Genomic DNA, 23,815 nt, shown 5'->3' on the forward strand with positions numbered 1-23,815 from the left:
TACATTCGTAATAACAAAACTTCATTAGCACGATTGTTGATGAAGTTTTTTTATATATAAACTTTAGTTAATGAATAGACTTTTTTCTATCCTCTTTTTCTTTTTTGTAGTATTATCTGTTAATGCACAAACCAAAGTTAGTGGTCAAGTATTTGATGCTTCTGATAATCCAGTACCTTTTGCAAATGTTGTATTCAAAGGGTCTTCTGTAGGTGTAATTACAAATGAAGAAGGGACATTTTATATTGAAGATGAAAACACTTGGGATGTATTAAAAATATCTTTTATTGGTTTTCAAACGCAAGAAATTCAACTTGAAAAAAGAGTGACCTATGAGTTAAAAGTAACACTAGAAGAAGAAGCTGCAGCATTAGATGAAGTCGTTATAGTCTCAGGTAAACAACCTAAAAAAAATAATCCTGCTATAGATATTTTAAAAAAAATTTGGGCCAATAAACGTAGTAATGGACTTAAACAGTATAAACAATACCAATACGATAAATACGAAAAGGTTGAATTTGATCTAAACACTATAGATAGCTCGCTAATTAACAGCAAGTTGTTTAAAGGCATGGAGTTTGTTTTTGATCAAGTAGATACATCAAGAGTGACCGGTAAAACGTATCTGCCAATGTTTATTAATGAAGCCGCTAGCGAAGTTTACGGTGATAATATAATAAACGAAAAACGAGAAATATTAAAAGGAAATAAAAACTCAGGCTTCAGTAATAATCAAATAATAATAGATTTTGTAGACGATTTATACTCAGATTACGACGTATATAATAACTATCTAAAGTTTTTTGATAAAAGCTTTGTTAGTCCAATTTCTAGAACTGGAATTCAAACTTATAATTATGTGCTTTCAGATAGTACATACATAGATAATAAATGGTGTTACAATATTATTTATTACCCTAGACGTAAAAACGAGCTTACATTTAAAGGTGATTTTTGGGTAGCAGACACCACATTTGCGCTTAAAAGTATAAATCTTCAAGCCTCTAAAAGTGCTAATATAAATTGGGTGAAAGAAATTTATATAGAGCAAGAATTTGAAGTATTAAACGACTCTGTGTTTTTAATAAAGCGAGATTACTTTATGTCAGATTTTGCCTTTAATAAAAAAGAAAAATCAAAAGGAATTTACGGTAAACGTACCACACTTTACGATAATTATAAGTTTGATCAACAGAAAGATCCTAAATTTTACAAAGAAAAAGTCTACAGCTTTGACCAAGATATTTACAACCAAGACGACAGCTTTTGGGAAAAAAATAGAATGGAATCTTTAAGTAAGGATGAAAAAGGCGTTTACGTGATGTTGGATTCTTTAAAGCAAACAAAAAAATTTAAACGTCTTTATAACTTAGGAAGTATTTTGGCGTCTGGTTATATCGAGTTTGATGATTTAAATTTAGACTACGGACCTATATTTTCAACCTTTGGATATAATGAAGTTGAAGGTGTAAGACTTCGTGCTGGCGGACGTACTTATTTTGGACAAAATGATTTGTGGCGTATCGAAGGGTTCACAGCTTATGGTTTTAGAGACGATAAATTTAAATATGGTATTTCAGGAAAATGGTTACTAGATAAAAAAAGTAGATTAATAATTTCTGGAGGAAACCGTCGTGATGTCGAGCAAATTGGTGCAAGCCTGACTAATAGTACAGATGTTTTAGGTCGAAGTTTAGCAAGTTCGTCCGTTGTAGGAACAGGAACCAACGATAAATTAACCAACATTAATTTAAGCACTTTAGCGATAGAAGCCGAACCGTTTAGAAATGTTGTAACACGATTAAGTGGTAGTTACCGTACGCTAGAATCGGCTTCAAAAACATTTAGCTTAGATTATTATACAGATGCTTCACAAACAACAACAAAATCCGAGGTAAAGCAATACGAAACTGCATTATCTGTATCCTATTTTCCTAAAAGAGAAATGACAGGATTTGGAGTAGAACGTCGTACCAAAAACGATGACTTTGCAAGACTATTTGCTCAAATTTCAGTAGGAGATAAAAGTATGTTTAATAGTGATTTTGATTATACTAAATTGCAATTTTCTTATTTGCAACCTTGGGCTTTAGGCGGTTTTGGTCGCTTGTATACAACTGTAGAAGCAGGGAAAACGTTTGGAGAAGTTCCTTTAGGTTTGCTTAGTGTTGTTCCTGGTAATCAAAGTTATTTTTCAATTTATAATACCTTTTCAAATCTTGATTTTTACGAGTTTGTTACCGATGAGTATGCAACACTTCATATAGAGCATAACTTTAATGGAAGACTGTTTTCTCGCATTCCATTCTTAAAAAAATATAATTTAAGAGCCATTCTAGGAGCAAGAGGTGTTATAGGTAATATTTCTCAAGACAATAGAGATATCAATGCATCCGGATTAATTTATGAAGCTCCAAATAAAAAACCATACTACGAATATAGTTTTGGCGTAGGAAATATCTTTAAAGTCTTTAGAATAGATTTTAATTTTAGAGGAAATTATAAAGATAAAATCTTATATCCAGAAGCCAGAAAATTTGGAGTTACAGGTAGTTTTGGATTTTATTTTTAGAAAACACAAGTTTTCTACATTAAAATCGTATTAAAACTATATTATTTTTACAAAGTCAAATACATTTCACTTGTCTAAAGGTAAATAATCCCTTACTTTTGCAGCCCTTATTTAGATAAGGTTTAAGTAAATAATACAATTTTCGCTGTCGCGGAAATTAAAAATATAATTTAGAATGAGCCCAAAAGGAAAATTAACATTTGACGCTTTAGTAGAAATACCTAAAGGAAGTAGAAACAAGTACGAATACGATTTTGATTTAAAAAAAATTAGATTTGATCGTATGTTATTTTCTTCTATGATGTATCCAGGTGATTATGGATTTATTCCACAAACACTTGCTCTAGATGGAGATCCTTTAGATGTTTTAATTTTAGGTCATGAGCCAACGTTTCCAATGTGTGTTGTAGAAGTTAAACCAATTGGTGTATTCCATATGGCAGACGAGAAAGGTCCAGACGAAAAAATAGTTTGCGTACCAGTATCAGACCCAATTTGGAATTCTAAAAACGATATTAAAGATATTAATCCTCATCGTTTAGACGAGATTACTCACTTCTTCCAAGTGTACAAAGATTTAGAAAAAAAGAAAGTAGATGTAGGAAGTTGGGGAGACGCTAAAGAAGCTTATGAAATTGTAAGCAAGTGTGTAGATAGATACGATAATAGCGAGCACAAAGCAAAAGGAGACTTTACTATTTAATTAGTATTTAGAGTTTTAAATAAAATTCACCCTTACATGTAACTATGTAAGGGTTTTTGTATTGACTTTCATTTTTATTACATTTACTATTAGTATAAACTAATCAAACAAAATAAATATGGAATCAAACATGATTTATGTGCCAATACTATTGGCAATTTTTGGACTTGTATTTATGTTCATTAAGATGGCTTGGGTAAAAAAACAAGCAGCAGGAAATGACAAAATGCAAGGCATTTCTAAAGCAATTAAAGAAGGTGCTTTGGCTTTTTTAAATGCAGAATATAAACTTCTAGCCATTTTTGTTGTAATTGCTTCAGTTGCATTATTTGGAATATCTCAAGTCGTAGATACCACTAGTGTGATGATAATTCCTGCATTTATAATAGGTGCTGTTTTTTCTGCGTTAGCAGGAAATATAGGAATGCGAATTGCAACAGATGCCAACGCACGTACTGCCGAAGCAGCAAAGACAAGTTTACCACAAGCTTTAAAAGTGTCTTTTGGTGGCGGAACCGTTATGGGATTAGGTGTTGCTAGTTTAGCAGTTTTAGGACTTAGTTTATTGTTTTTATTGTTTTTAGGGCAATTTATGGGTAATGAAGGTTCTTTCTATAAAAATATGACCATTGTATTAGAAACCTTAGCTGGTTTTTCTTTAGGAGCAGAATCTATCGCGCTTTTTGCACGTGTTGGTGGCGGTATTTATACAAAAGCAGCAGATGTTGGTGCCGATTTAGTAGGAAAAGTAGAAGCTGGTATACCAGAAGACGATCCTCGAAATCCAGCTACAATTGCAGATAACGTAGGAGATAATGTTGGTGATGTTGCTGGTATGGGCGCAGATTTATTTGGTAGTTACGTAGCAACAGTTTTAGCTGCAATGGTATTAGGTAATTATATTATTAAAGACATGGCAGATGCTGGTACTGTTTTAGAATCTTTTAATGGTATGGGACCAATCTTACTACCAATAGTTATAGCTGGTGTTGGTATTTTGGCATCAATAATAGGAACGTTTTTAGTAAGAATTTCTTCAAACGAAGCTAAAGAATCTCAAGTACAAAAAGCATTAGATTTAGGAAACTGGGTTGCTATCATACTAACATTAGTTGCAAGTTGGTTTTTAATAGATTGGATGCTACCAGAAACACTACAAATGAGCTTTTTTGGCGAAGGTGTAAAGGCAATTCCTTCAAGACACGTGTTTTATGCGGCTATGATTGGATTAGCAGTTGGTGCATTAATATCAATGGTTACGGCGCATTATACAAGTTTAGGTAAAAAGCCAGTTTTAGATATAGTAAAAAATAGTTCTACAGGAGCAGCAACAAACATTATTGCAGGTTTAGCAGTTGGGATGAAATCAACTTTTGCTTCTGTAATATTATTTGCAGCTGCAATTTATGGATCTTATGCGTTAGCAGGTTTTTACGGTGTTGCATTAGCAGCTTCTGCAATGATGGCGACTACAGCAATGCAGTTAGCAATAGATGCATTTGGACCAATTGCAGATAATGCTGGTGGAGTTGCAGAAATGAGCGAACTTGAGCCTCACGTAAGAGAACGTACAGATATTTTAGATTCTGTTGGTAACACAACAGCAGCAGTAGGTAAAGGATTTGCAATTGCATCTGCAGCTTTAACAGCGTTAGCGCTATTTGCTGCTTACGTAACTTTTACGGGTATAGATGGAATAAACATTTTTAAAGCAGATGTATTAGCTATGTTATTTGTTGGAGGAATGATTCCTGTTATTTTTTCGGCATTAGCAATGCAATCTGTTGGTAAGGCTGCAATGGAAATGGTGCAAGAAGTGCGTCGTCAGTTTAAAGAAATTCCTGGAATTATGGAAGGTACAGGTACGCCAGAATATGCAAAATGTGTAGATATTTCTACAAAAGCAGCATTAAAAGAAATGATTTTACCAGGATTAATCACGATTATTACTCCGATAATTATAGGATTAGTTTTTGGCGCCGAACCTTTAGGTGGATATATGGCTGGTGTTTGTGTATCTGGTGTAATGTGGGCAATTTTCCAAAACAATGCTGGTGGCGCATGGGATAATGCTAAAAAATCTTTTGAAGCTGGTGTTGAGATTAACGGTAAAATGGAATACAAAGGAAGTGATGCACACAAAGCTGCAGTAACTGGTGATACTGTTGGAGATCCTTTTAAAGATACATCTGGTCCATCTATGAATATTTTAATCAAGTTAACCTGCTTAGTAGGATTAGTAATTGCTCCAATTTTAGGTAATCATTCACCTGAAGAAGGATTAGCTACTATAGAAGTTGAAAAACATGTTTGGGTTGATCAAGATGACAATTCTCATGACTTATCAAATATCGATTCTAATGTAGAAATTAATGAAACTGTTAATGTTCAAGTTTTTATGAATAAAACCAATGATGGTACTGTAAAAGCAACAGTAACAACTACTACAGAAACTAATGGAGTAAAAGAAGTTAAAGAAGAAGTTTTTGAAGGTACAGAGGATGAAGTTAAATCAAAAATAGAAGCTTTAAAAGATGTGCAATTAAAAACAAAAGCAGTAAAAAAGGTTATTGCAAAAGAAAAGGTTAGACCAAATGCGTAACAAACTATGACTAAATAAAATTAAAACCTGCTAATTAACATAGCAGGTTTTTTTATAGTATATTTGGATTAGATATGAGCTGGTTTAAAAAAGATCCGTTACAAATAATTTCGTTTTTAAGTTATGGTACTAAAAATCATTTCTATATACGCGGTCGTGCATTAGAAGATGAAACCATTAATTTAGAAGAAAAGAGTCTTTGGAATTTAATTTTAAATACTTGGAAACGTTTTGAAACAGACGAAATTAAAAATACTAAACTTAAAATAACCTTGCCAGATACTAGTGTTTATTACACAAAAACAGATCGTGATGGCTACTACAAGATAGATACTAAAATCGAAAACTTAGACCATCTAATTAATGAAGAAGGTTGGTTAAACTTTGAGCTTTCTTATGTTGAGCCCAATATTAAGCGTACAATTCAAAAAGAAAATCGATTTAAAGGAGAAATACTCATTCCTGCAAAAAATGCTCAGTTTGGTGTAATAAGTGATATTGATGATACAATTATTCATACAGGTGTAGCTTCAATATTAAAATGGCGTGTTATTTATAATACTTTTTTAAAACACGTACAAAGTAGGACTGCTTTAGAAGGTGCTGCAGAGTTTTATCATTTACTACATAGTGGTAGTAATGGTAAATCTGCAAATCCTATTTTTTATGTTAGTCATAGTCCTTGGAATTTATACCGTTATTTAGAGTTTTTCCTAAAAGCTAATAATTTTCCTAAAGGTCCAATATTACTACGTAGTTTTAGAACTATTTTTAAGAAAAAATCGTCGACCTGTAAACCGCAAAAGCAATTAGAAATTGTAAATATTTTAAATACGTATCCGGATCTGCCTTTTATTCTAATTGGTGATAGTGGTGAGCATGATCCTGATATATATCTAGAATTAGTAAATGCGTATCCTAAGCGTGTTAAAGCGGTGTATTTAAGAAGTGTTTTACATAAACAGAAAATGCAACGTGTAAAAGCTTTATTAAAAGACTATAGTATTCCTGTAATTATAGTAGATAATAGTAAAGAAGCTATTGCTCATGCAAAAGGTCTTGGTATAATTAAATAAGACTCTACTTCGACTACGCTTGGTATAAACTCTAATCAGACTCGATAGGGTATCGCCAAAAATTAAAACAATCCGTTTATTTGCGCGTCTATTTTGTTTATTATATTACCTAAATCTTCAGGATTTGCAACAAAGTCTAAATTATCTACATCTATAATTAGTAAGTTTCCTTTATTGTAACCGTGTATCCAAGCTTCATAACGTTCGTTAAGCCTACTTAAATAATCAATGCTTATAGAATTTTCGTAATCACGACCACGTTTATGTATTTGAGCTACTAAATTAGGAATTGAGCTGCGTAAATATATTAGTAAATCTGGTCCAGGAACAAAAGTTTCCATAAGATCAAAAAGGGATTTGTAGTTTTCAAAATCACGATTTGTCATTAATCCCATTGCATGTAAATTAGGTGCAAAAATATGGGCATCTTCGTAAATTGTACGGTCTTGAATTATGTCTTTTCCACTTTCTTTAATCTGAGTGACCTGTCTAAAACGACTATTTAAAAAGTAAACTTGCAGGTTAAAACTCCAACGTTCCATCTGGTTATAAAAATCGTCTAAATATGGGTTGTCTACTACATCTTCTAATTGCGCTTCCCAATTAAAATGTTTAGCTAGTAATTTGGTAAGCGTTGTTTTTCCTGCGCCAATATTTCCTGCAATAGCAACGTGCATAGTTAGTCTGTTTTAAGTTGGTATTTATATAGAGTTTTAAGGGTGTAAATATACAGGATTTGATTGGTTACAAAAAACTGATTTATTAACATATTTGGTTGTTCGATCTCTATTTTTTGTTTGTCTTTTGAGTTATAGTAGCTTAACCCATTTTGGTCTTCAATAATTAAATTTTCTTTTGTTGCTTGTAGGTTTATAAAACCATTATTAGGTAGTTTGTAAACTAAACTTCCAAAATAATTATAGCAATAAAGATAGTTTTGTGTTAATAGCCAACAGTAATTATAGTTACTAGTTAAGGATAGTACTTTAGAACTTACAGGTATTGTTTTATAACGAGTTTTTAAAGTTTTAAAATCAAATAATTCTAATTGCTGAAAATCTTGATTAAAAACCCAAATTGTATTATCAAAACCTGTTGTGATATGGCTAATGTTTTTGTATTCTGGTATGGTGTTAAAGTCTACTTTAGCAATTTCAGCTAATCGGTTATCAAGTATTATAACTGTATTAAAATTAGAATAAAATAAATTAATCTTTAAAGGATTAAATGTATTTACCTCTAGATTGTTTCCTAATTGAAAATTGCTATAGCGTAATGTATCTAAAGCGGTAATCTTTATAAGCGAATTATCTTTAATAATATAAGTCGAATTAAAATTATCCTTACTAATAAATTTATCTGCAATTAGTGTTTCTTTATTTAGTAGTTCGCAAGATATTTTGTTTTGGCAATAACAAAAACAAGAGATGAAAAATAAAATTAAAGTATATGCTTTCATACCATCACAATGTACAAAAATTAAACCCAAAATTGTAACAATATTGGCTGCTTTTCGTCAAATAACCAAGACCTTTAATTACATGTTTTATTAGTAAATATTTAACATTTGTTAGTTAAACTAATAATTAATTTAAAAGTCTAATTACAAATACACCAAATTACTATTTTAAAATTACCGTAATGAAATTAAACTACGCATTAAAAACAATCACTTTAAGCTTATTCTTACTGTTAACATTACAAGTTACTGCACAAGCAGATTTTCAAGGAGAAGCAGTTTACATGTCTAAAACTACTGTCGATTTAGATAATTTTGGAGGAAGAGAATTAAGTCCAGAACGTAAAAAAATGATCATGGAACGTATGAAGTCTATGTTAGAAAAAACGTTTATTCTAACATTTAACAAAACCGAATCCATGTACAAAGAAGATGAAGCGTTAGAGTCGCCAGCGCAAGGAGGAATGCGTATGATGGGCGGAATGGGAAGCGTTGGTCCAGTTTACAAAAACGTTAAAACTAACGAGTATTTACAAGATCAAGAGTTTTTTGGAAAGCAATTTTTAATTAACGATAGTTTACCAAAATACGAATGGAAAATGACTGGAGAAACCAAACAAATTGGTCAATATATGTGTTTTAAAGCAACTGCAGTAAAACAAGTAGATGCTGCAGATTGGACAAATATGCGTCGTAAAAATAAAGACGAAGACAAGAAAAACGAAGATGAAAAAGAAGGTGCAGAAGTAGAAAAAGACTCTACAAAAAAAGACGAATTTAAAGATCCTTTTGATCAAATCGAAATCCCAGAACAAATAGAAGTTACCGCTTGGTACACAATGCAAATACCTGTAAGTGCAGGACCAGGAGAATATTGGGGATTACCTGGATTAATTTTAGAAATAAATTCTGGAAGAACTACAATTCTTTGTACAAAAATCACACTAAATCCTGAAGATAAAAAAGAGATTAAAAAACCAACAAAAGGCAAAGAAGTTGGTAGAGAAGAATATCAAGATATTGTAAAAAAGAAAATGGAAGAAATGAGAGCTATGTTTAGAGCAAGACGTGGCGGAGGAAGACGATAATCTACAACTTAACCAAAAAAATAAATGAAAAATCTAATTAAACTACTAGTCTTATTAGTAGCAAGCACATCTTTTGCGCAAGTCACATTTCAAGGTGTAATTAAAGATAGTACAGGCGTTGGATTAGAATTAGCCAATGTGGTTGCCATAAACCAAGCAACAAAAAATTTAGATGCTTACGGAATTACTAACGATAAAGGTCGCTTTAAGTTGAGTTTAGAAGAAAACTCAACCTATACAATTACGGTGAGTTATATCGGGATGAAATCTTTATCTGAAACTGTTGAAACCAAAGAAGCAACCATTGAAAAAGACTTCACAATGTCTTTTGATGATAGTTTAGATGAAGTGGAATTAACCTATGAAATGCCTGTAACTATTAGTGGTGACACCATAGTTTATAACGCAGATTCTTTTAAAAATGGTACCGAAAGAAAACTTGGTGACGTCCTAGAAAAATTACCAGGTGTTGAGGTTAATGATGAAGGTGAAATTGAAGTAGAAGGGAAAGCTGTTGGAAAAGTAATGGTAGACGGTAAAGACTTTTTTGATGGCGATTCTAAATTAGCGACTAAAAATATTCCTGCAAACGCGGTAGATAAAGTTCAGGTGTTAAAAAACTATTCAGAAGTTGGTCAACTTAGTGGTGTAACAAATAATCAGGATAATATTGCCATAAATATTAAGTTAAAAGAAGGAAAGAAAAACTTTTGGTTTGGTACAATTACTGGCGGTATTGGTGATTCGCCAGACAAAACATTATACCTTGCCCAACCTAAATTATTTTATTATAGTCCAGAAAAAAGTATCAACTTTATTGGAGATATAAATAATGTAGGCGAGTTAGCTTTAACACGTCGTGATATCTTTAATTTTTCTGGTGGTTTCCAAATGCCAAGTCAACAAAGTGGTACCAATATAAGTTTAGGAGATAACAATTTAAGTTTCCTTCAACTACAAAATAATCAAGCTAAAGATATTAATACAAAGTTTGGTGCTGCTAACTTTAGTATGTCGCCTAAAAAGACTTTAGACTTAAGTGGTTTTGGTATTTTTTCTAGCAGTCGTGTAGATCTTCAAGAAAATCAAAATGTAATTTATACAGACGAAAGTTTAAATATTCCAAACGAGCGAACAGAAACAAACACGCATCAAAAAAGTGATTTAGGGATGATTAAATTAAGTGCTAAATACAAGCCAAACACTAATAATCAATTAGATTATGATATTGTTGGTCGTACATCTAAAGAGTCTCAAGATCAAATGGTATTATCTTCTGTGGTTGGCGGTATTGACGAAAACCAAAACTCAAATCCATACAGTATAAATCAGAATTTAAATTACTACTACACGCATGACGAGAATAATATTTTTGCGTTATCTGCACAGCATTTAATTCAAGATGAGGATCCTTTTTATAAAGCCGTATTAGAAAACGATCCTACAAACAATGCAGATGCAGATAATGATGCTTTTGATAATACTGCATTTGCATTAGGTTTAAATACAGATCAAAATTTATATGATGTTAATCAAGAGAAGCGTGTAAAATCTAATCAGTTAGATGCAAAACTAGATTACTGGAATATTCTAAATAAGAAAAGTGACATTAACTTTACCATTGGTACTATTTATAGTAAGCAACAGTTTAACTCTAATATTTTCCAAGTGTTAGATAATGCTAGTGAGTTAGATACTACGCCAATTGCAGGTGTAACAGATATAAATGATACAGATTACACCTTTAGCGATGTATATTTAGGTCTACATTACCGTTGGAAAACAGGTAAGTTTACTATTAGTCCTGGTGTTTCTGCACATGCTTATAGCGCAGTTAATACACAATTTGGAGAAGAAACTAAAGACAACTTTTTCAGATTATTACCAGATTTAAATGTTCGAGTTCAGCTTAAACAATCAGAAAATTTAAATTTCAACTATAAAATGCAAACGCAATTTACAGATGTAAATCAGTTTGCTAGAGGATTGGTTTTAAATAACTACAATTCGACTTTTATTGGAAATCCAGATCTAGAAAGTGCGTTATCACATAACTTAAATTTAAGTTATTTCAGCTTTAATATGTTTAATTATACCAATGTTTTTGCTATGTTAAATTATACTAAGAGTATTGATAATATTAGAACAAGATCGGTGTTTCAAGATGGTTCTGTGATTAGAAGTAGTACACCTTTTAATTCTGGTTTTGAAGACGAATCTTTTACAGCAAGCGGACGTTTTCAAAGACGTTTTGGTAAGCTTCAAGGTAGTGTAAGAGGTAGTTTTGCTTACACAAAATTCAATCAGTTAATTAACGATATTGTTTCGGTTAACGAAAATTATAATCAATCCTACACAGCAAGTATACGTTCTAACTTTTTAGAAGCGCCTAATTTTGAAGTAAGCTACCGTTACAGCATTCAAGATAGTGATCAAGGAAGTACAAGAACAAAGTTTTATACCAATGCACCAACTATCGAATTTGACGCGTTAATTTTTAAGACATTAACTTTTAAAACAGATTACACGTATAGTAATTTAAGAAATGAAGATGAAACCATAAACTCTTTTGATTTATGGAATGCTTCTTTAGCGTATCGTAAAACAAATGATAGCAAATGGGAATACGAACTTAAAGCAACAAACTTGTTAGATACGGCAACAAGAAATCAAACTAATAATGGAACATTCTCGGTAAGTACAAGTGAGTATTTTATACAACCAAGGTTTTTAACGTTAAGAGTTATTTATAATTTATAAAATAAATTACATCCAATTAAAAAGCGCTTTGAAAAAGGCGCTTTTTTTATTACCACTCATTAATTCTATTAGAATCTAGCTTAATAAAAATGAATAACAAAATGGTAAATCCCCAAAGACCAGAGCCACCATAACTAAAAAACGGTAGCGGTATACCAATAGTTGGAATTAGTCCCATAACCATTCCAATATTAATCATAAAATGAATAAATAGTATTGCAGCTACAGCATGACCATACATTCGGCTAAATTGGTTTTTTTGTCGTTCTGCAAGTACAATAATTCGTGTTATTAATAATACAAAAACTAGAACTGTTAAAAAGCTACCAATAAATCCCCATTCTTCTCCAACAGTAGTAAAAATGTAATCTGTGTGTTGTTCCGGAACAAAATTTCCGGTAGTTCTTGTACCTTCTAAAAATCCTCTTCCTGTCATACCTCCATTACTAATTGCTTTTTCAGATTCGTTTAAATTATAAGCAATAGTTTGTTTCATTTGTTTTAGTTTAACAGGATCTTTTTCTAAACTAAGCCAGATTGTAATTCGGTCTTTTTGATGTACAGGCAATAAGTTGTCGTATACATATCTTACAGAAAACGCCAAAATGGTACTTAGAACAATAACCAGAATAGGTTTTAAAATAATTGGTCTTTTTTTTAAGGTGAAATAGTAAGTTAAAGTAATAAATACTGTTAACGTTAATGTGATGATAAGACCAAATTTTAAGGCTGCAATAGATAGTAAAACTAATAGTAGACCAACAATTAAATAAATATGCGGTAAACCTTCTCTATATAATACGAAAAAAAATGCGCTGTAAACCAGCGTACTTCCAGCGTCTTTTTGCAATAGAATAAGAAAAGCAGGAATTATAATTATAGCAAAAGTCCTAAGTTGATCGCTAAAATTTTTAATATCTGTATTTAAGTCGCTTACATATTTTGCAACAGCTAAAGCTGTTGCAGCTTTAGCAAACTCACTTGGTTGGAGCGTCATAGATCCTATGCCATACCAAGATGTAGCTCCGTTTATATTTTTACCAAAGACAAATAATCCCGCTAAAGATATACATGAAATTATATAAATTAAACTGGAAAACCGTTCGTAAAACTTGGCATCTACAGATAGAATTACAATAATTAATAATACCGAAAGTCCTATAAAGATTAACTGTTTACTATAAAAATTACTGAAATTTAAAAGATTGATAGTTTCTCCAGAATGTGAAGCAGATAAAATATTAACCCAACCAAATCCTACTAAAATAAAAAATAGAATAATGGTTAACCAATCAAATTTAAAATGTCTATCGGTTTCTCTAAGCATTTAATTAAGTTGATTTAATTTGGTTTTTAGTTTATTAAATTCTTCTGGCGGAATAACCTGAAGTTGCGTTTGTCCATTTATTTTAAATGGTTCTCCAGAGTAAGGCTTTGCGTACTCATTTTCTAGACTGTGAGATAATAGCCAATCTTCTAGATCTGTTCTTGTAATTTCGTTTTTTAAATGTTTTTCTATCATTAAACTAGCAACTTTACCCGCAAATCTGCTTCCCCAATAACCGTTTTCAACAAAAACAGCAATTGCAATTTTAGGATCGTCTTTTGGTGCAAAAGCGACAAAAATAGAATGGTCTGTAAGTTGTGTTCTAACACTATCTACAATAGCAAAATTTTCAACAGTACCAGTTTTTCCGCAAATTTCAATGTCTTTAACTTGTAAACTACTTGCTGTTCCAGTTTTATAAACCTCTAACATACCTTCTATAACAGGCTCGAAGTTTTTCTCACTTATTGTAGTGTATTTAGGTGTAGTAAAATTTTCTGGAATAGTTTCGTCTTCAATATGTTTTATAATATGTGGTGTATAATAATAACCTCTATTTGCAATTGCAGCAACCATATTTGCTAACTGTATTGGCGTAGTTGCAACTTCACCTTGTCCTATTGCATTAGATACTGTGTAAGTAGAATAAAAAGTGTTTGGATACAAATGTTTGTAATAATCGCGATCTGGTATTCTTCCCTTTTGACCAACATATAAATCGTTGTTTAAAAAATTACCAAGCCCAAAACTTTTAACATGTTTACTCCATTTATCAATACCAATAGACGCATTTTCGTATTTGTCTAAGATGTTTCTGTAAGCTGTAAGAAAATAGGCATTACAGGATTTTTCTATTCCGCCAATTAAATTATTTCTTGTTCCAGAAGGACAGTGACAGCCCATAAATCTGTTACCGTACTTGATACCGTGATAACAGGTTACTGTTTCGGTTGGAGACATCACTTCTTCTTCTAAAGCAATAAGAGCATTCATTAATTTAAAAGGCGATCCTGGTTCGTAAACACCTTGAATACTTCTGTTAAATAAAGGTTTTGCAATAGAATCGTTAAATAATTTAGTGAAATTTTTACTTCTATTACGACCAACTAAACTATTTGGGTTATAAGTTGGTGCGGAGATCATTGCTAGTATTTCACCAGTTTTAGGTTCTATAGCTATAACGCCACCACGTTTGTTTGTCATTAATAGTTCGCCATAAGCCTGTAAATCTGCATCAATTGTAATTGTTATGTCTTTTCCTGCGACTGGTAAAGTATCTAGTTTGCCATCTTGATACGGACCTATATTTTTATTAAATCGGTCTTTTTGTATAAATTTTATCCCTTTTTGACCTCTTAAAATAGTTTCATAAGACGCTTCTACACCTTGTTTTCCAATTAAATCTCCGCTTCGGTAGTAATTATCTTTATTAATCTCTCTGTAATTAACTTCTCCAATATCACCTAAAACATTTGCTCCAATATTGGTTTCGTATTTTCTTAAAGATCTTTTTTGGATGTAAAATCCTTCATATTTTCTCATTTTTTCTTGAAGAATAGCATAGTCTTCTTTAGATAAATGAGATAAAAATACCGATGGTAATCTTGGTGAGTAATGTTTTGCTTTTTTATATTTTTCTATTAAATGTTCTTTTTTAATTTTTAATAGCGTACAAAATTCTAAAGTATCAAAAGGTTTTACTTCTCTAGGTATAATCATTACGTCGTAAGACGGTTGATTAGATACTAATAATTTACCATTACGATCGTACACAAAACCGCGTTTAGGATAATTAAAAACAGGTCTAATAGCATTATCATCGTAAATACTTTGGGTATTATTATTTAAACCCTGAAGATAAAGTAATCTTCCAGTAAATATAATGCCAACAATTATTACAAAAAGAAAAAGTATAAATTTTCTCATTTAGTTTTTCTGCTAAAAATAGTAGTTATTAATATGCTTAGTAGTATAGTAAATACACTAGAAAATAACGTGTTTTTTAAGATTAAAATTATTTTAGAAATGTTAAAAAACTCCATTAAATAGAAAAAGAAATGATGTATTACAATTAAGATACTTAAGTAAACTAATTTTTGAGAGAAATTTATATTATTAAATTTTAAAGCATTATGCTCGTAAACAGCACCAAAACTGAATTTTAAAACAACAGGTCGTATAAAAGCTATAATTAAAAGAGCTGTTGCATTTACACCGCCAGAATCCATAAATAAATCCAGTATAAATCCCATTAAAAAACTTAAAAACAGGAATAGCATACGATTATTTTTTACAGGAAATAATGCCACAAAAAGTATGTAAGGATACGGGTTAATGTAGCCTAAAAAGTCTATTCTATTAAATATTAATACTTGTAGTAGTATTAAAAAAATAAATCTTAATGTATGTGCAGATAATAGACTATTCATTATTTAATAACGCTTCTATTAAAGATTTATCTTTATTTTCAATAACAATTACATGCTCTAAATTAGTCATGTCGTTAAATAAGTTAATATTAACGTCATAATAATTTTCAGTAATATCTAAATGAAAATCTTTAACCGTTCCTATTAAAATTCCTTTTGGGAAAATTGCAGATCTTCCAGAAGTAATTACAGTATCACCAACCTTTAATGGCGCACTTTTTTGTATGTCTGTTAATTGAATGATTTGCGGAGATTTTCCGTCCCATTTTAGTGTGCCAAAATGATTTGTTTTTTGTAACTGTGCACTAATTCTATTAGTTGTATTTAATATTGAAATTACTGTAGTGTATTTAGAATTGTAATTATCTGTAATTCCTATAATTTTATTATTTGCAATTACTGCTAAATCTTCTTTAATACTATCGTTTTGTCCTTTGTTAATTAGCAAAACATTTTGCTGTTTAGAGTAACTGTTTTTTATAATTCTAGCAGGTGTAAATCTGTAGTTTGAATTATAAAGTAAACTATCTGTATAAGAAGAAGTTGTTTGTTTTTTTGAATTTATTATGGCTTTAAGTCTAGCGTTTTCTTCGTTTAGTTTCTTATTTTCTTCTTTTAGATTAAAATAAGATGAAATAGAATGACTTGCATTGTATAAACCGCCAGTTAAGAAATTAGCCGAATTTATAAACTTACTTTTGTGATAACTATGTGATTGTATAGTAAATAACACCGAAATAAAAAGCAGCAACAAGAAAAACAAAAACGATTTGTTTCTTAAAATAAAATTTACAATTTGTTGCATAGTGTGTTATCCTACTTGATCAATACGCCTTTAAATTTGTTTATGTTTTTAAGCGTAATTCCTGTTCCTCTAACTACAGCACGTAAAGGATCTTCTGCAATGTAAACAGGTAAATCTGTTTTTTGCGATAATCTTTTATCTAAGCCACGTAACATAGATCCGCCACCAGCAAGATAAATACCAGTATTGTAAATATCTGCAGCTAATTCTGGAGGTGTTTGAGATAATGTTTCCATTACCGCATCTTCGATACGTAAAATAGATTTATCAAGTGCTTTAGCTATTTCTCTATACGAAATTTGTACCTGTTTTGGTTTACCTGTTAACAAATCTCTACCTTGAACACTCATGTCTTCTGGTGGTAAATCTAAATCTTCGGTAGCAGCACCAATTTGGATTTTAATTTTTTCAGCAGTACGTTCTCCAACATAAAGGTTATGTTGTGTACGCATGTAATAAATTATATCGTTAGTAAACACATCACCTGCAATTTTTACAGATTTGTCACAAACAATACCACCAAGAGCAATAACAGCAATTTCTGTTGTTCCTCCACCTATATCAACAATCATGTTTCCTTTAGGTTGCATGATGTCTACACCAATACCAATTGCTGCAGCCATAGGCTCGTGGATTAGGTAAACTTCTTTACCATTTACACGTTCTGCACTTTCTTTTACAGCTCGCATTTCTACTTCTGTAATTCCTGAAGGAATACAAATAACCATGTGTAATGCAGGTGTAAATAATTTTTTCTTTAATGCAGGTATGTTTTTTATAAACATACTTATCATTTGTTCAGATGCATCAAAATCTGCAATTACACCATCTTTTAAAGGTCTAATCGTTTTAATGTTTTCGTGCGTTTTACCTTGCATCATATTGGCTTCTTGACCAACTGCAATTATTTTACCAGAGATTCTATCTCTAGCAACAATGGAAGGCGCATCTACAACAACCTTATCATTATGGATAATAAGTGTGTTTGCAGTACCTAAATCTATTGCAATTTCTTCAGTTAAAAAGTCAAAAAAACCCATGTGTTTTGTGTAATTATTTACTATTAATATAAGTTGCCGTAAAAGTAAGAAAAATGCTTAAAATATTTTTAATTTAAGAGCATAGTTATGACTTAATTTTATTAAGATATAAAATCCTGTTTAACTAACTAAAATTTTCACCTTTTATTTTATTGGTTTTACGTTTTTTGAATAAAAAAAAGCTTCAGTAAAACACTGAAGCTTTTTGTATAAATTTTAAATGGAAATTAATGCTTAAAATGGCGTGTTCCTGTCATTACCATTGAAATGTTATTATCATTACAATAATCAATACTTAATTGATCTTTTATAGATCCGCCAGGTTGAATAACACTTTTTATTCCTGCGTTTCCTGCAATTTCTACACAGTCAGGAAATGGGAAAAAAGCATCACTTGCCATTACGCTTCCTTTTAAATCAAAATTGAAAGACGTTGCTTTATGAATAGCTTGATTTAAGGCATCTACACGACTAGTTTGACCAGTTCCGCTAGCGCAAAGTTGCTTGTCTTTTACTAATACGATTGTATTAGATTTTGTGTGTTTACAAATCTTTGAAGCGAAGATTAAATCTTCAATTTCGGCATCTGTTGGTTTTGTGTTTGTAGCATAAGTAAAATCTTCTACAACATCAGTCTTATTGTCTTTATCTTGAACTAAAACACCGTTTAAACACGTTCTAACAGTTTTAGCCGATAATTCTGTGTCTTTTAAAATTAAAAGAATACGGTTTTTCTTTCCTTTTAAAATCTCTAAAGCTTCTTCTGAAAATGAAGGCGCAATTACAACTTCACAGAATAAATTATGAATATCTGTAGCAGTGTCTGCATCAATTTCAACATTAGAAATTAAAATACCTCCAAAAGCAGAAACAGGATCTCCTGCCAATGCATCTGCGTAAGCTTGTTTTATGGTGCTACGTTGTGCAAAACCACAAGCATTATTGTGTTTTAAAATGGCAAAAGTTGGCGCTTCGCCTTTAAATTCGTTAATTAAATTTACAGCAGCATCTACGTCTAAAAGGTTGTTGTAACTTAATTCTTTACCATGTAATTTGGTAAACATAGCGTCAAAATCACCAAAGAAGAAACCTTCTTGATGCGGGTTTTCGCCATATCTTAAAACTTGACCTTTAGTTTCGCTTAATTTGTAAGCTGGAATATTTTCAGTGGTATTGAAATAATTGAAGATTGCCGAGTCATAATGCGATGAGACGTTAAATGCTTTTGCAGCAAAACGTTTACGGTCTTCTTCTGATAAGTTTCCTTTTTTATCTGTGATTAACTCTAAAAACTCAGCATAATCATCTACAGAAGAAACGCAAATAACATCTGCATAATTTTTTGCAGCAGCACGTATTAAAGAAATTCCTCCAATATCAATTTTTTCAATAATATCTTGGTTTGAAGCGCCAGAAGCTACTGTTTTTTCAAACGGATAAAGGTCTACGATTACAACATCTATTTGTGGTATGTCAAAGTCTTTCATTTCTTTAACATCGCCATCATGATTTTGACGATTTAAAATACCTCCAAATACTTTTGGGTGTAATGTTTTAACGCGACCACCTAAAATAGAAGGGTAAGATGTTACATCTTCTACAGGAATGACGTTAATACCTAAATCTTTAATGAATTTTTCTGTGCCACCAGTAGAGTAGATGGTTACACCTTGTTTGTCAAGTTCTTTAACAATTGGCTCTAAACCATCTTTGCTAAATACTGAAATTAATGCAGATTTAATTGTTTTGTTGCTCATTATAGTTGTGTTAATAAGCCATCAAATGTAATGAATTTCGTTATTTTTTCAAGTTGATTTACGGTACTTTTTTTAACTAAATTCTAGAAGTTGTTAACATGAAAAAAAGCAACTATTACTAATAGTTGCTTTTTGTAAGTCGTTGATTTGTTGTGTTATAGTAAGGTGGCTACTTTTTGACAAACAAATTCTAAAAAGCGTTCGTCTGCTTCTGTAAAAGGATCTGGAGTATTAGAGTCAATGTCTATTTGTCCAATATTTTCGCCATTAACAAAAATAGGAATTACAATTTCAGCTTTTACGGTAATGCTACAAGCGATATAGTTGTCTTGTGCAGACACATCTGGAACGACAAAATTTTTGTTACTTACTGCAACTTGACCACAAATACCTTTACCAAATGGGATAATTGTATGATCTGTTGGTTCACCAACATAAGGACCTAATTTAAGTTCGTTTTTATCACCGTTTTTAAAGTAAAATCCAACCCAATTATAATATTCTATATTGGTTTCTAGAAGTTTACAGATATTAAGTAGTTTTTCGTCTTTAGAAAAAGTCGAATTTGAAATTATGTTTTCTATTTCAGGTTTAAGCGCTTCAAAATTCATTTTCTTATTTTTTTTGGCAAAAGTATTTAAAAAGGTGTAATTTCAGCCAGTATTCTCACATAAATCTAAGTTAATATTTGAGTGTGTTATTGAATAAATATAAACCAGTTGTAAAATTTATTTTTACTTTTTTAGCTGTATATGGGATAATGTCTTTTGCTTACAGTTATTATTTAAATGCTGCAAAGTCTGGTATATATTTTCCTGATTATCTAACTAATTTAGTTGCACATCAATCTGAAACCTTGTTAAATGGATTAGGCTATGAAGCAAAAGTGATGCCGCATCCAGATGAGCCTTCAATGAAAATGTTAGTCAACAATAAGTACGTAGCTAGAGTGATTGAAGGTTGTAATGGCGCTAGTGTAATAATTTTGTTTGTTGCTTTTGTTGTTGCTTTTTCTGATAAGTTTAAACCTACTTTTATTTATATTTTTTCTGGAGCAGTTTTAATTTACGCAGTAAATTTAATTAGAATTGTAGTTTTAGCAATTGGTTTATACCATTACCCTTGGCGAGAAGAATTGTTACATTCTGTTATTTTTCCTGGAATGATATACGGAATGGTATTTTTACTTTGGATGTTTTGGGTTAAACGGTTTTCTGATAATAAAGTGAAAGATGAAAATTAACACTAAATACATCTGGATTGGGATTTTATTTTGCCTTCTTGCTTTAATACGGTTTTATGAGAAGGAATTATTTTATGATCCTTATTTGGTGTTTTTTAAAAATGATTATTTGTATTTAGATTCTCCAAGACGTGAAGTCGCAAAATTAATAGCGTTTACAACTTTAAGGTATGTAATAAATTCGGTAATTTCTATCGCGATTTTATATCTGTTTTTTAAAGATAAAAGTATTGTAAAATTTTCTTTAATTGTATACGCGGCTTCATATTTAATACTAATTATTCTTTTTTTATATTTTGTTCTAAATCCAAAACAAGAAGATTACTACGTGTTTTTTAATATCAGACGCTTTTTAATTCAGCCTTTAATATTGTTGTTGTTACTACCAGCTTATTATTATCAACGGTTGAAAGTATAAAAAAAGCCACTTCATTTTAGAAGTGGCTTTTTATATTATTTATTTGATGATATTACATCATTCCTGGCATTCCTCCGCCCATTCCGCCTGGCATAGCAGCAGGTGTATCTTCTTTAATGTCTATTAAAGCACATTCGGTAGTTAAGATCATTCCAGAAACAGATGCTGCATTTTCTAATGCTACACGAGTTACTTTTTTAGGATCTATAATTCCTGCTTTAAGCATGTCTACATAAGCATCAGATTTTGCATCATAACCAAAGTCTTTTTTACCTTCAATGACTTTTGCAACCACAACGCTACCTTCTCCGCCAGCGTTTTCTACAATAGTTCTTAAAGGCGCTTCGATAGCTCTAGCTACGATTTGTATTCCTGTAGTTTCGTCTAAATTATCTGTTGTAATTTTTTCTAAAACAGATTTTGCTCTTACTAAAGCAACACCACCACCAGCAACAATACCTTCTTCTACAGCAGCGCGAGTTGCATGTAATGCATCATCAACACGATCTTTCTTTTCTTTCATTTCTACTTCACTAGCAGCACCAACATAAAGTACTGCAACACCGCCAGCTAATTTTGCTAAACGCTCTTGTAGTTTTTCTTTGTCGTAGTCGCTAGTTGTAGTTTCAATTTGCGCTTTTATTTGGTTAACTCTGTTTTTGATTAAGTCTTTATCTCCAGAACCATTTACAACTGTTGTATTGTCTTTATCTATTGTAACACGTTCTGCAGTACCTAACATGTCAAGAGTTGTATTTTCTAAAGTGTAACCTCTTTCTTCGCTAACAACAGTACCACCAGTTAGGATAGCGATATCTTCTAACATTGCTTTACGACGATCTCCAAATCCTGGTGCTTTTACAGCAGCAATTTTTAAAGAACCACGTAATTTGTTTACAACTAAGGTTGCTAAAGCTTCACCATCTACATCTTCTGCAATGATTAATAAAGGTTTTCCAGATTGAGCAACAGGCTCTAAAACTGGTAATAAATCCTTCATTGTAGATACTTTTTTATCGTATAACAGGATGTAAGGATTTTCTAAATCTGTAATCATTTTTTCGCTATCTGTAACGAAGTAAGGAGAAAGGTAACCTCTGTCAAATTGCATACCTTCTACAACGTCTACGTATGTGTCTGTTCCTTTAGCTTCTTCTACAGTGATAACACCTTCTTTACCTACTTTATTAAAAGCTTTTGCAATTAAATCTCCGATAACATCGTCGTTGTTAGCAGAAATTGAAGCTACTTGCTTAATTTTTTCTGAAGAATCTCCAACTTCTTTAGCTTGCTTACCTAAATCTGTAACAATTGCTTCTACAGCTTTATCGATACCACGCTTTAAATCCATAGGATTTGCGCCAGCAGCTACGTTTTTTAATCCTTCTTTTACAATAGCTTGCGCTAAAACGGTAGCAGTAGTTGTTCCATCACCAGCAAGATCGTTGGTTTTTGATGCAACTTCTTTCACCATTTGTGCGCCCATATTTTCTAGAGCGTCTTCTAATTCTACTTCTTTAGCAACACTAACACCGTCTTTTGTTACTACTGGTGCACCAAATGAACGACTAATAGTTACGTTACGTCCTTTTGGTCCTAACGTTACTTTTACTGCATTTGCTAAAGCGTCTACACCACGTTTTAATCCGTCGCGAGCTTCAATATCAAATTTTATATCTTTTGCCATTTTTATTTAATTTTAAGTTTTTGGAATTGTTAATAATGAATTTTCTAAGCCTTAATTTTATGTTTAGAATATTCTTAAATAATTGCCATGATGTCGTCTTCGCGCATCATTAAATAGTCTTTTCCGTCTAATTTGATTTCAGATCCAGAATATTTACCATATAATACAGTGTCACCAACTTTAACAGTTAACGGTTCATCTTTTTTACCGTTACCAACTGCTACTACAGTTCCTTTATGTTGTTTTTCTTGTGCTGTATCTGGAATGTATAAACCAGATGCTGTTTGTGTTTCGGCAGGAAGTGGTTCTACTAGAACACGGTCTGCTAATGGTTTAATGTTTAAATTACTCATTGTAAATATTTTTAATTAATTATTAATAATGATGCTTTGCATTAAACCAAAAATGTGCCAACTAAAATAGACTGACAAACTTGCAGAAAACAAAAATGCCAACTGTAAAAGTTGGCATTTGTTATTTATATTAATCTACTGTTTACTGTCCAATAGTTGTTGTGTCTTCTGGAGTAGATGTGTTATCTGTAGAAGGTGTTGTAGCTGCAGGAATATCGATATTGTCATTCTCTAAGATTTTAGATTCTGATGTAACACCGTTTCTGTCTATTGCTAAGCTAGACGTTAAAATTAACGCTAATAAAACAACAGCTAAAGTCCATGTACTTTTATCTAAAAAGTCTGTTGTTTTTTTAACTCCACCTAATTGTTGGTTGCTTCCGCCACCAAACGTAGAAGCTAATCCGCCACCTTTTGGATTTTGTACCATAATTACAACTACTAGCAAAAATGCTACTACAATTATTAGGATTAAGAAGATTAAAAATGTATTCAT

General features: G+C 31.4%; 20 protein-coding genes. 8 read left to right on the top strand and 12 right to left on the bottom strand.

Features of this window, described 5'->3' with window-relative positions; genetic code table 11:
• Window positions 1–70: 70 nt before the first annotated feature.
• From IFB02_RS07860 to IFB02_RS07875, 4 genes are all read left to right on the top strand, one after another.
• The gene (locus tag IFB02_RS07860; protein ID WP_106687823.1) at window positions 71–2,572 is read left to right on the top strand and encodes a DUF5686 and carboxypeptidase-like regulatory domain-containing protein; all 2,502 of its coding nucleotides are present in this window, start codon (window positions 71–73) and stop codon (window positions 2,570–2,572) included.
• Between the two features lie 175 nt (window positions 2,573–2,747).
• On the top strand, window positions 2,748–3,275 hold the full coding sequence (locus IFB02_RS07865) for an inorganic diphosphatase (protein ID WP_106687822.1): 528 nt from the start codon (window positions 2,748–2,750) through the stop codon (window positions 3,273–3,275).
• 118 nt (window positions 3,276–3,393) lie between these two features.
• The gene (locus IFB02_RS07870) at window positions 3,394–5,877 is read left to right on the top strand and encodes a sodium-translocating pyrophosphatase (protein WP_106687821.1); all 2,484 of its coding nucleotides are present in this window, start codon (window positions 3,394–3,396) and stop codon (window positions 5,875–5,877) included.
• A 74-nt stretch (window positions 5,878–5,951) separates the two neighbouring features.
• Entirely contained in the window at window positions 5,952–6,953 is a 1,002-nt protein-coding gene (locus IFB02_RS07875) for an App1 family protein (protein WP_106687820.1), read from the top strand.
• A 62-nt stretch (window positions 6,954–7,015) separates the two neighbouring features.
• On the opposite strand, the gene IFB02_RS07880 is transcribed toward IFB02_RS07875, so the two are convergent.
• Both IFB02_RS07880 and IFB02_RS07885 read right to left on the bottom strand, forming a co-directional pair.
• Window positions 7,016–7,630, bottom strand: a complete 615-nt coding sequence (locus IFB02_RS07880) for a deoxynucleoside kinase (RefSeq protein ID WP_106687819.1) — start codon at window positions 7,628–7,630, stop codon at window positions 7,016–7,018.
• Between the two features lie 2 nt (window positions 7,631–7,632).
• The gene (locus IFB02_RS07885) at window positions 7,633–8,412 is read right to left on the bottom strand and encodes a hypothetical protein (RefSeq protein ID WP_106687818.1); all 780 of its coding nucleotides are present in this window, start codon (window positions 8,410–8,412) and stop codon (window positions 7,633–7,635) included.
• Between the two features lie 182 nt (window positions 8,413–8,594).
• Here IFB02_RS07885 and IFB02_RS07890 point away from each other — a divergent pair, with 182 nt between their 5' ends.
• The gene (locus IFB02_RS07890) at window positions 8,595–9,500 is read left to right on the top strand and encodes a GLPGLI family protein (RefSeq protein ID WP_106687817.1); all 906 of its coding nucleotides are present in this window, start codon (window positions 8,595–8,597) and stop codon (window positions 9,498–9,500) included.
• 24 nt (window positions 9,501–9,524) lie between these two features.
• On the top strand, window positions 9,525–12,260 hold the full coding sequence (locus IFB02_RS07895) for a TonB-dependent receptor (protein WP_106687816.1): 2,736 nt from the start codon (window positions 9,525–9,527) through the stop codon (window positions 12,258–12,260).
• A 49-nt stretch (window positions 12,261–12,309) separates the two neighbouring features.
• Here IFB02_RS07895 and rodA read toward each other — a convergent pair whose 3' ends face one another.
• The 7 genes from rodA to IFB02_RS07930 form a co-directional block, all read right to left on the bottom strand.
• On the bottom strand, window positions 12,310–13,587 hold the full coding sequence (rodA, locus tag IFB02_RS07900; RefSeq protein ID WP_106687815.1) for a rod shape-determining protein RodA: 1,278 nt from the start codon (window positions 13,585–13,587) through the stop codon (window positions 12,310–12,312).
• Window positions 13,588–15,513: a penicillin-binding protein 2 gene (gene mrdA, locus IFB02_RS07905; protein WP_106687814.1), complete on the bottom strand. Its 1,926-nt coding sequence runs from the start codon at window positions 15,511–15,513 to the stop codon at window positions 13,588–13,590.
• Entirely contained in the window at window positions 15,510–16,016 is a 507-nt protein-coding gene (locus tag IFB02_RS07910) for a rod shape-determining protein MreD (RefSeq protein WP_106687813.1), read from the bottom strand. Before IFB02_RS07910 ends, mrdA begins: the two co-directional genes overlap by 4 nt.
• On the bottom strand, window positions 16,009–16,821 hold the full coding sequence (mreC, locus tag IFB02_RS07915; protein ID WP_106687812.1) for a rod shape-determining protein MreC: 813 nt from the start codon (window positions 16,819–16,821) through the stop codon (window positions 16,009–16,011). Before mreC ends, IFB02_RS07910 begins: the two co-directional genes overlap by 8 nt.
• Before the next feature lie 11 nt (window positions 16,822–16,832).
• Window positions 16,833–17,861 carry a rod shape-determining protein gene (locus tag IFB02_RS07920; protein WP_106687811.1) on the bottom strand — a complete coding sequence of 343 codons (1,029 nt, stop codon included), beginning with the start codon at window positions 17,859–17,861 and terminating at the stop codon, window positions 16,833–16,835.
• A gap of 227 nt (window positions 17,862–18,088) precedes the next feature.
• Complete coding sequence (purH, locus tag IFB02_RS07925) at window positions 18,089–19,618, bottom strand: bifunctional phosphoribosylaminoimidazolecarboxamide formyltransferase/IMP cyclohydrolase (RefSeq protein WP_106687810.1); 1,530 nt, start codon at window positions 19,616–19,618, stop codon at window positions 18,089–18,091.
• Between the two features lie 155 nt (window positions 19,619–19,773).
• Window positions 19,774–20,229 carry a GAF domain-containing protein gene (locus IFB02_RS07930; RefSeq protein WP_106687809.1) on the bottom strand — a complete coding sequence of 152 codons (456 nt, stop codon included), beginning with the start codon at window positions 20,227–20,229 and terminating at the stop codon, window positions 19,774–19,776.
• Between the two features lie 83 nt (window positions 20,230–20,312).
• Here IFB02_RS07930 and xrtF point away from each other — a divergent pair, with 83 nt between their 5' ends.
• Together xrtF and IFB02_RS07940 are read left to right on the top strand one after the other, a co-directional pair.
• On the top strand, window positions 20,313–20,861 hold the full coding sequence (xrtF, locus tag IFB02_RS07935; RefSeq protein WP_305055241.1) for an exosortase family protein XrtF: 549 nt from the start codon (window positions 20,313–20,315) through the stop codon (window positions 20,859–20,861).
• Entirely contained in the window at window positions 20,851–21,279 is a 429-nt protein-coding gene (locus tag IFB02_RS07940) for an exosortase F system-associated membrane protein (RefSeq protein ID WP_106687807.1), read from the top strand. The genes xrtF and IFB02_RS07940 overlap by 11 nt, the downstream gene beginning before the upstream one ends.
• 52 nt (window positions 21,280–21,331) lie before the next feature.
• Here the strand turns inward: IFB02_RS07940 and groL are convergent, their stop codons facing one another.
• From groL to secG, 3 genes are all read right to left on the bottom strand, one after another.
• Window positions 21,332–22,966, bottom strand: a complete 1,635-nt coding sequence (gene groL, locus IFB02_RS07945) for a chaperonin GroEL (protein ID WP_106687806.1) — start codon at window positions 22,964–22,966, stop codon at window positions 21,332–21,334.
• A 74-nt stretch (window positions 22,967–23,040) separates the two neighbouring features.
• Window positions 23,041–23,319, bottom strand: coding sequence for a co-chaperone GroES (locus IFB02_RS07950; RefSeq protein ID WP_106687805.1), 279 nt, complete (start codon window positions 23,317–23,319; stop codon window positions 23,041–23,043).
• 142 nt (window positions 23,320–23,461) lie between these two features.
• Window positions 23,462–23,815, bottom strand: coding sequence for a preprotein translocase subunit SecG (gene secG / locus IFB02_RS07955; RefSeq protein ID WP_106687804.1), 354 nt, complete (start codon window positions 23,813–23,815; stop codon window positions 23,462–23,464).

The sequence above is a fragment of the Mesoflavibacter profundi genome (assembly GCF_014764305.1).
Lineage (GTDB): Bacteria > Bacteroidota > Bacteroidia > Flavobacteriales > Flavobacteriaceae > Mesoflavibacter > Mesoflavibacter profundi.

What these genes read in the sequence shown, in the direction of transcription:
- IFB02_RS07865 (WP_106687822.1), top strand. Translation starts at nt 2,748, where the DNA reads ATGAGCCCAAAAGGAAAATTAACATTTGACGCTTTAGTAGAAATACCT.
- mrdA (WP_106687814.1), bottom strand. Translation starts at nt 15,513, where the DNA reads ATGAGAAAATTTATACTTTTTCTTTTTGTAATAATTGTTGGCATTATA.
- purH (WP_106687810.1), bottom strand. Translation starts at nt 19,618, where the DNA reads ATGAGCAACAAAACAATTAAATCTGCATTAATTTCAGTATTTAGCAAA.
- IFB02_RS07880 (WP_106687819.1), bottom strand. Translation starts at nt 7,630, where the DNA reads ATGCACGTTGCTATTGCAGGAAATATTGGCGCAGGAAAAACAACGCTT.
- IFB02_RS07930 (WP_106687809.1), bottom strand. Translation starts at nt 20,229, where the DNA reads ATGAATTTTGAAGCGCTTAAACCTGAAATAGAAAACATAATTTCAAAT.
- IFB02_RS07860 (WP_106687823.1), top strand. Translation starts at nt 71, where the DNA reads ATGAATAGACTTTTTTCTATCCTCTTTTTCTTTTTTGTAGTATTATCT.
- IFB02_RS07940 (WP_106687807.1), top strand. Translation starts at nt 20,851, where the DNA reads ATGAAAATTAACACTAAATACATCTGGATTGGGATTTTATTTTGCCTT.
- IFB02_RS07885 (WP_106687818.1), bottom strand. Translation starts at nt 8,412, where the DNA reads ATGAAAGCATATACTTTAATTTTATTTTTCATCTCTTGTTTTTGTTAT.
- IFB02_RS07950 (WP_106687805.1), bottom strand. Translation starts at nt 23,319, where the DNA reads ATGAGTAATTTAAACATTAAACCATTAGCAGACCGTGTTCTAGTAGAA.
- IFB02_RS07910 (WP_106687813.1), bottom strand. Translation starts at nt 16,016, where the DNA reads ATGAATAGTCTATTATCTGCACATACATTAAGATTTATTTTTTTAATA.
- secG (WP_106687804.1), bottom strand. Translation starts at nt 23,815, where the DNA reads ATGAATACATTTTTAATCTTCTTAATCCTAATAATTGTAGTAGCATTT.
- rodA (WP_106687815.1), bottom strand. Translation starts at nt 13,587, where the DNA reads ATGCTTAGAGAAACCGATAGACATTTTAAATTTGATTGGTTAACCATT.
- IFB02_RS07870 (WP_106687821.1), top strand. Translation starts at nt 3,394, where the DNA reads ATGGAATCAAACATGATTTATGTGCCAATACTATTGGCAATTTTTGGA.
- groL (WP_106687806.1), bottom strand. Translation starts at nt 22,966, where the DNA reads ATGGCAAAAGATATAAAATTTGATATTGAAGCTCGCGACGGATTAAAA.
- IFB02_RS07875 (WP_106687820.1), top strand. Translation starts at nt 5,952, where the DNA reads ATGAGCTGGTTTAAAAAAGATCCGTTACAAATAATTTCGTTTTTAAGT.
- mreC (WP_106687812.1), bottom strand. Translation starts at nt 16,821, where the DNA reads ATGCAACAAATTGTAAATTTTATTTTAAGAAACAAATCGTTTTTGTTT.
- IFB02_RS07895 (WP_106687816.1), top strand. Translation starts at nt 9,525, where the DNA reads ATGAAAAATCTAATTAAACTACTAGTCTTATTAGTAGCAAGCACATCT.
- IFB02_RS07920 (WP_106687811.1), bottom strand. Translation starts at nt 17,861, where the DNA reads ATGGGTTTTTTTGACTTTTTAACTGAAGAAATTGCAATAGATTTAGGT.
- IFB02_RS07890 (WP_106687817.1), top strand. Translation starts at nt 8,595, where the DNA reads ATGAAATTAAACTACGCATTAAAAACAATCACTTTAAGCTTATTCTTA.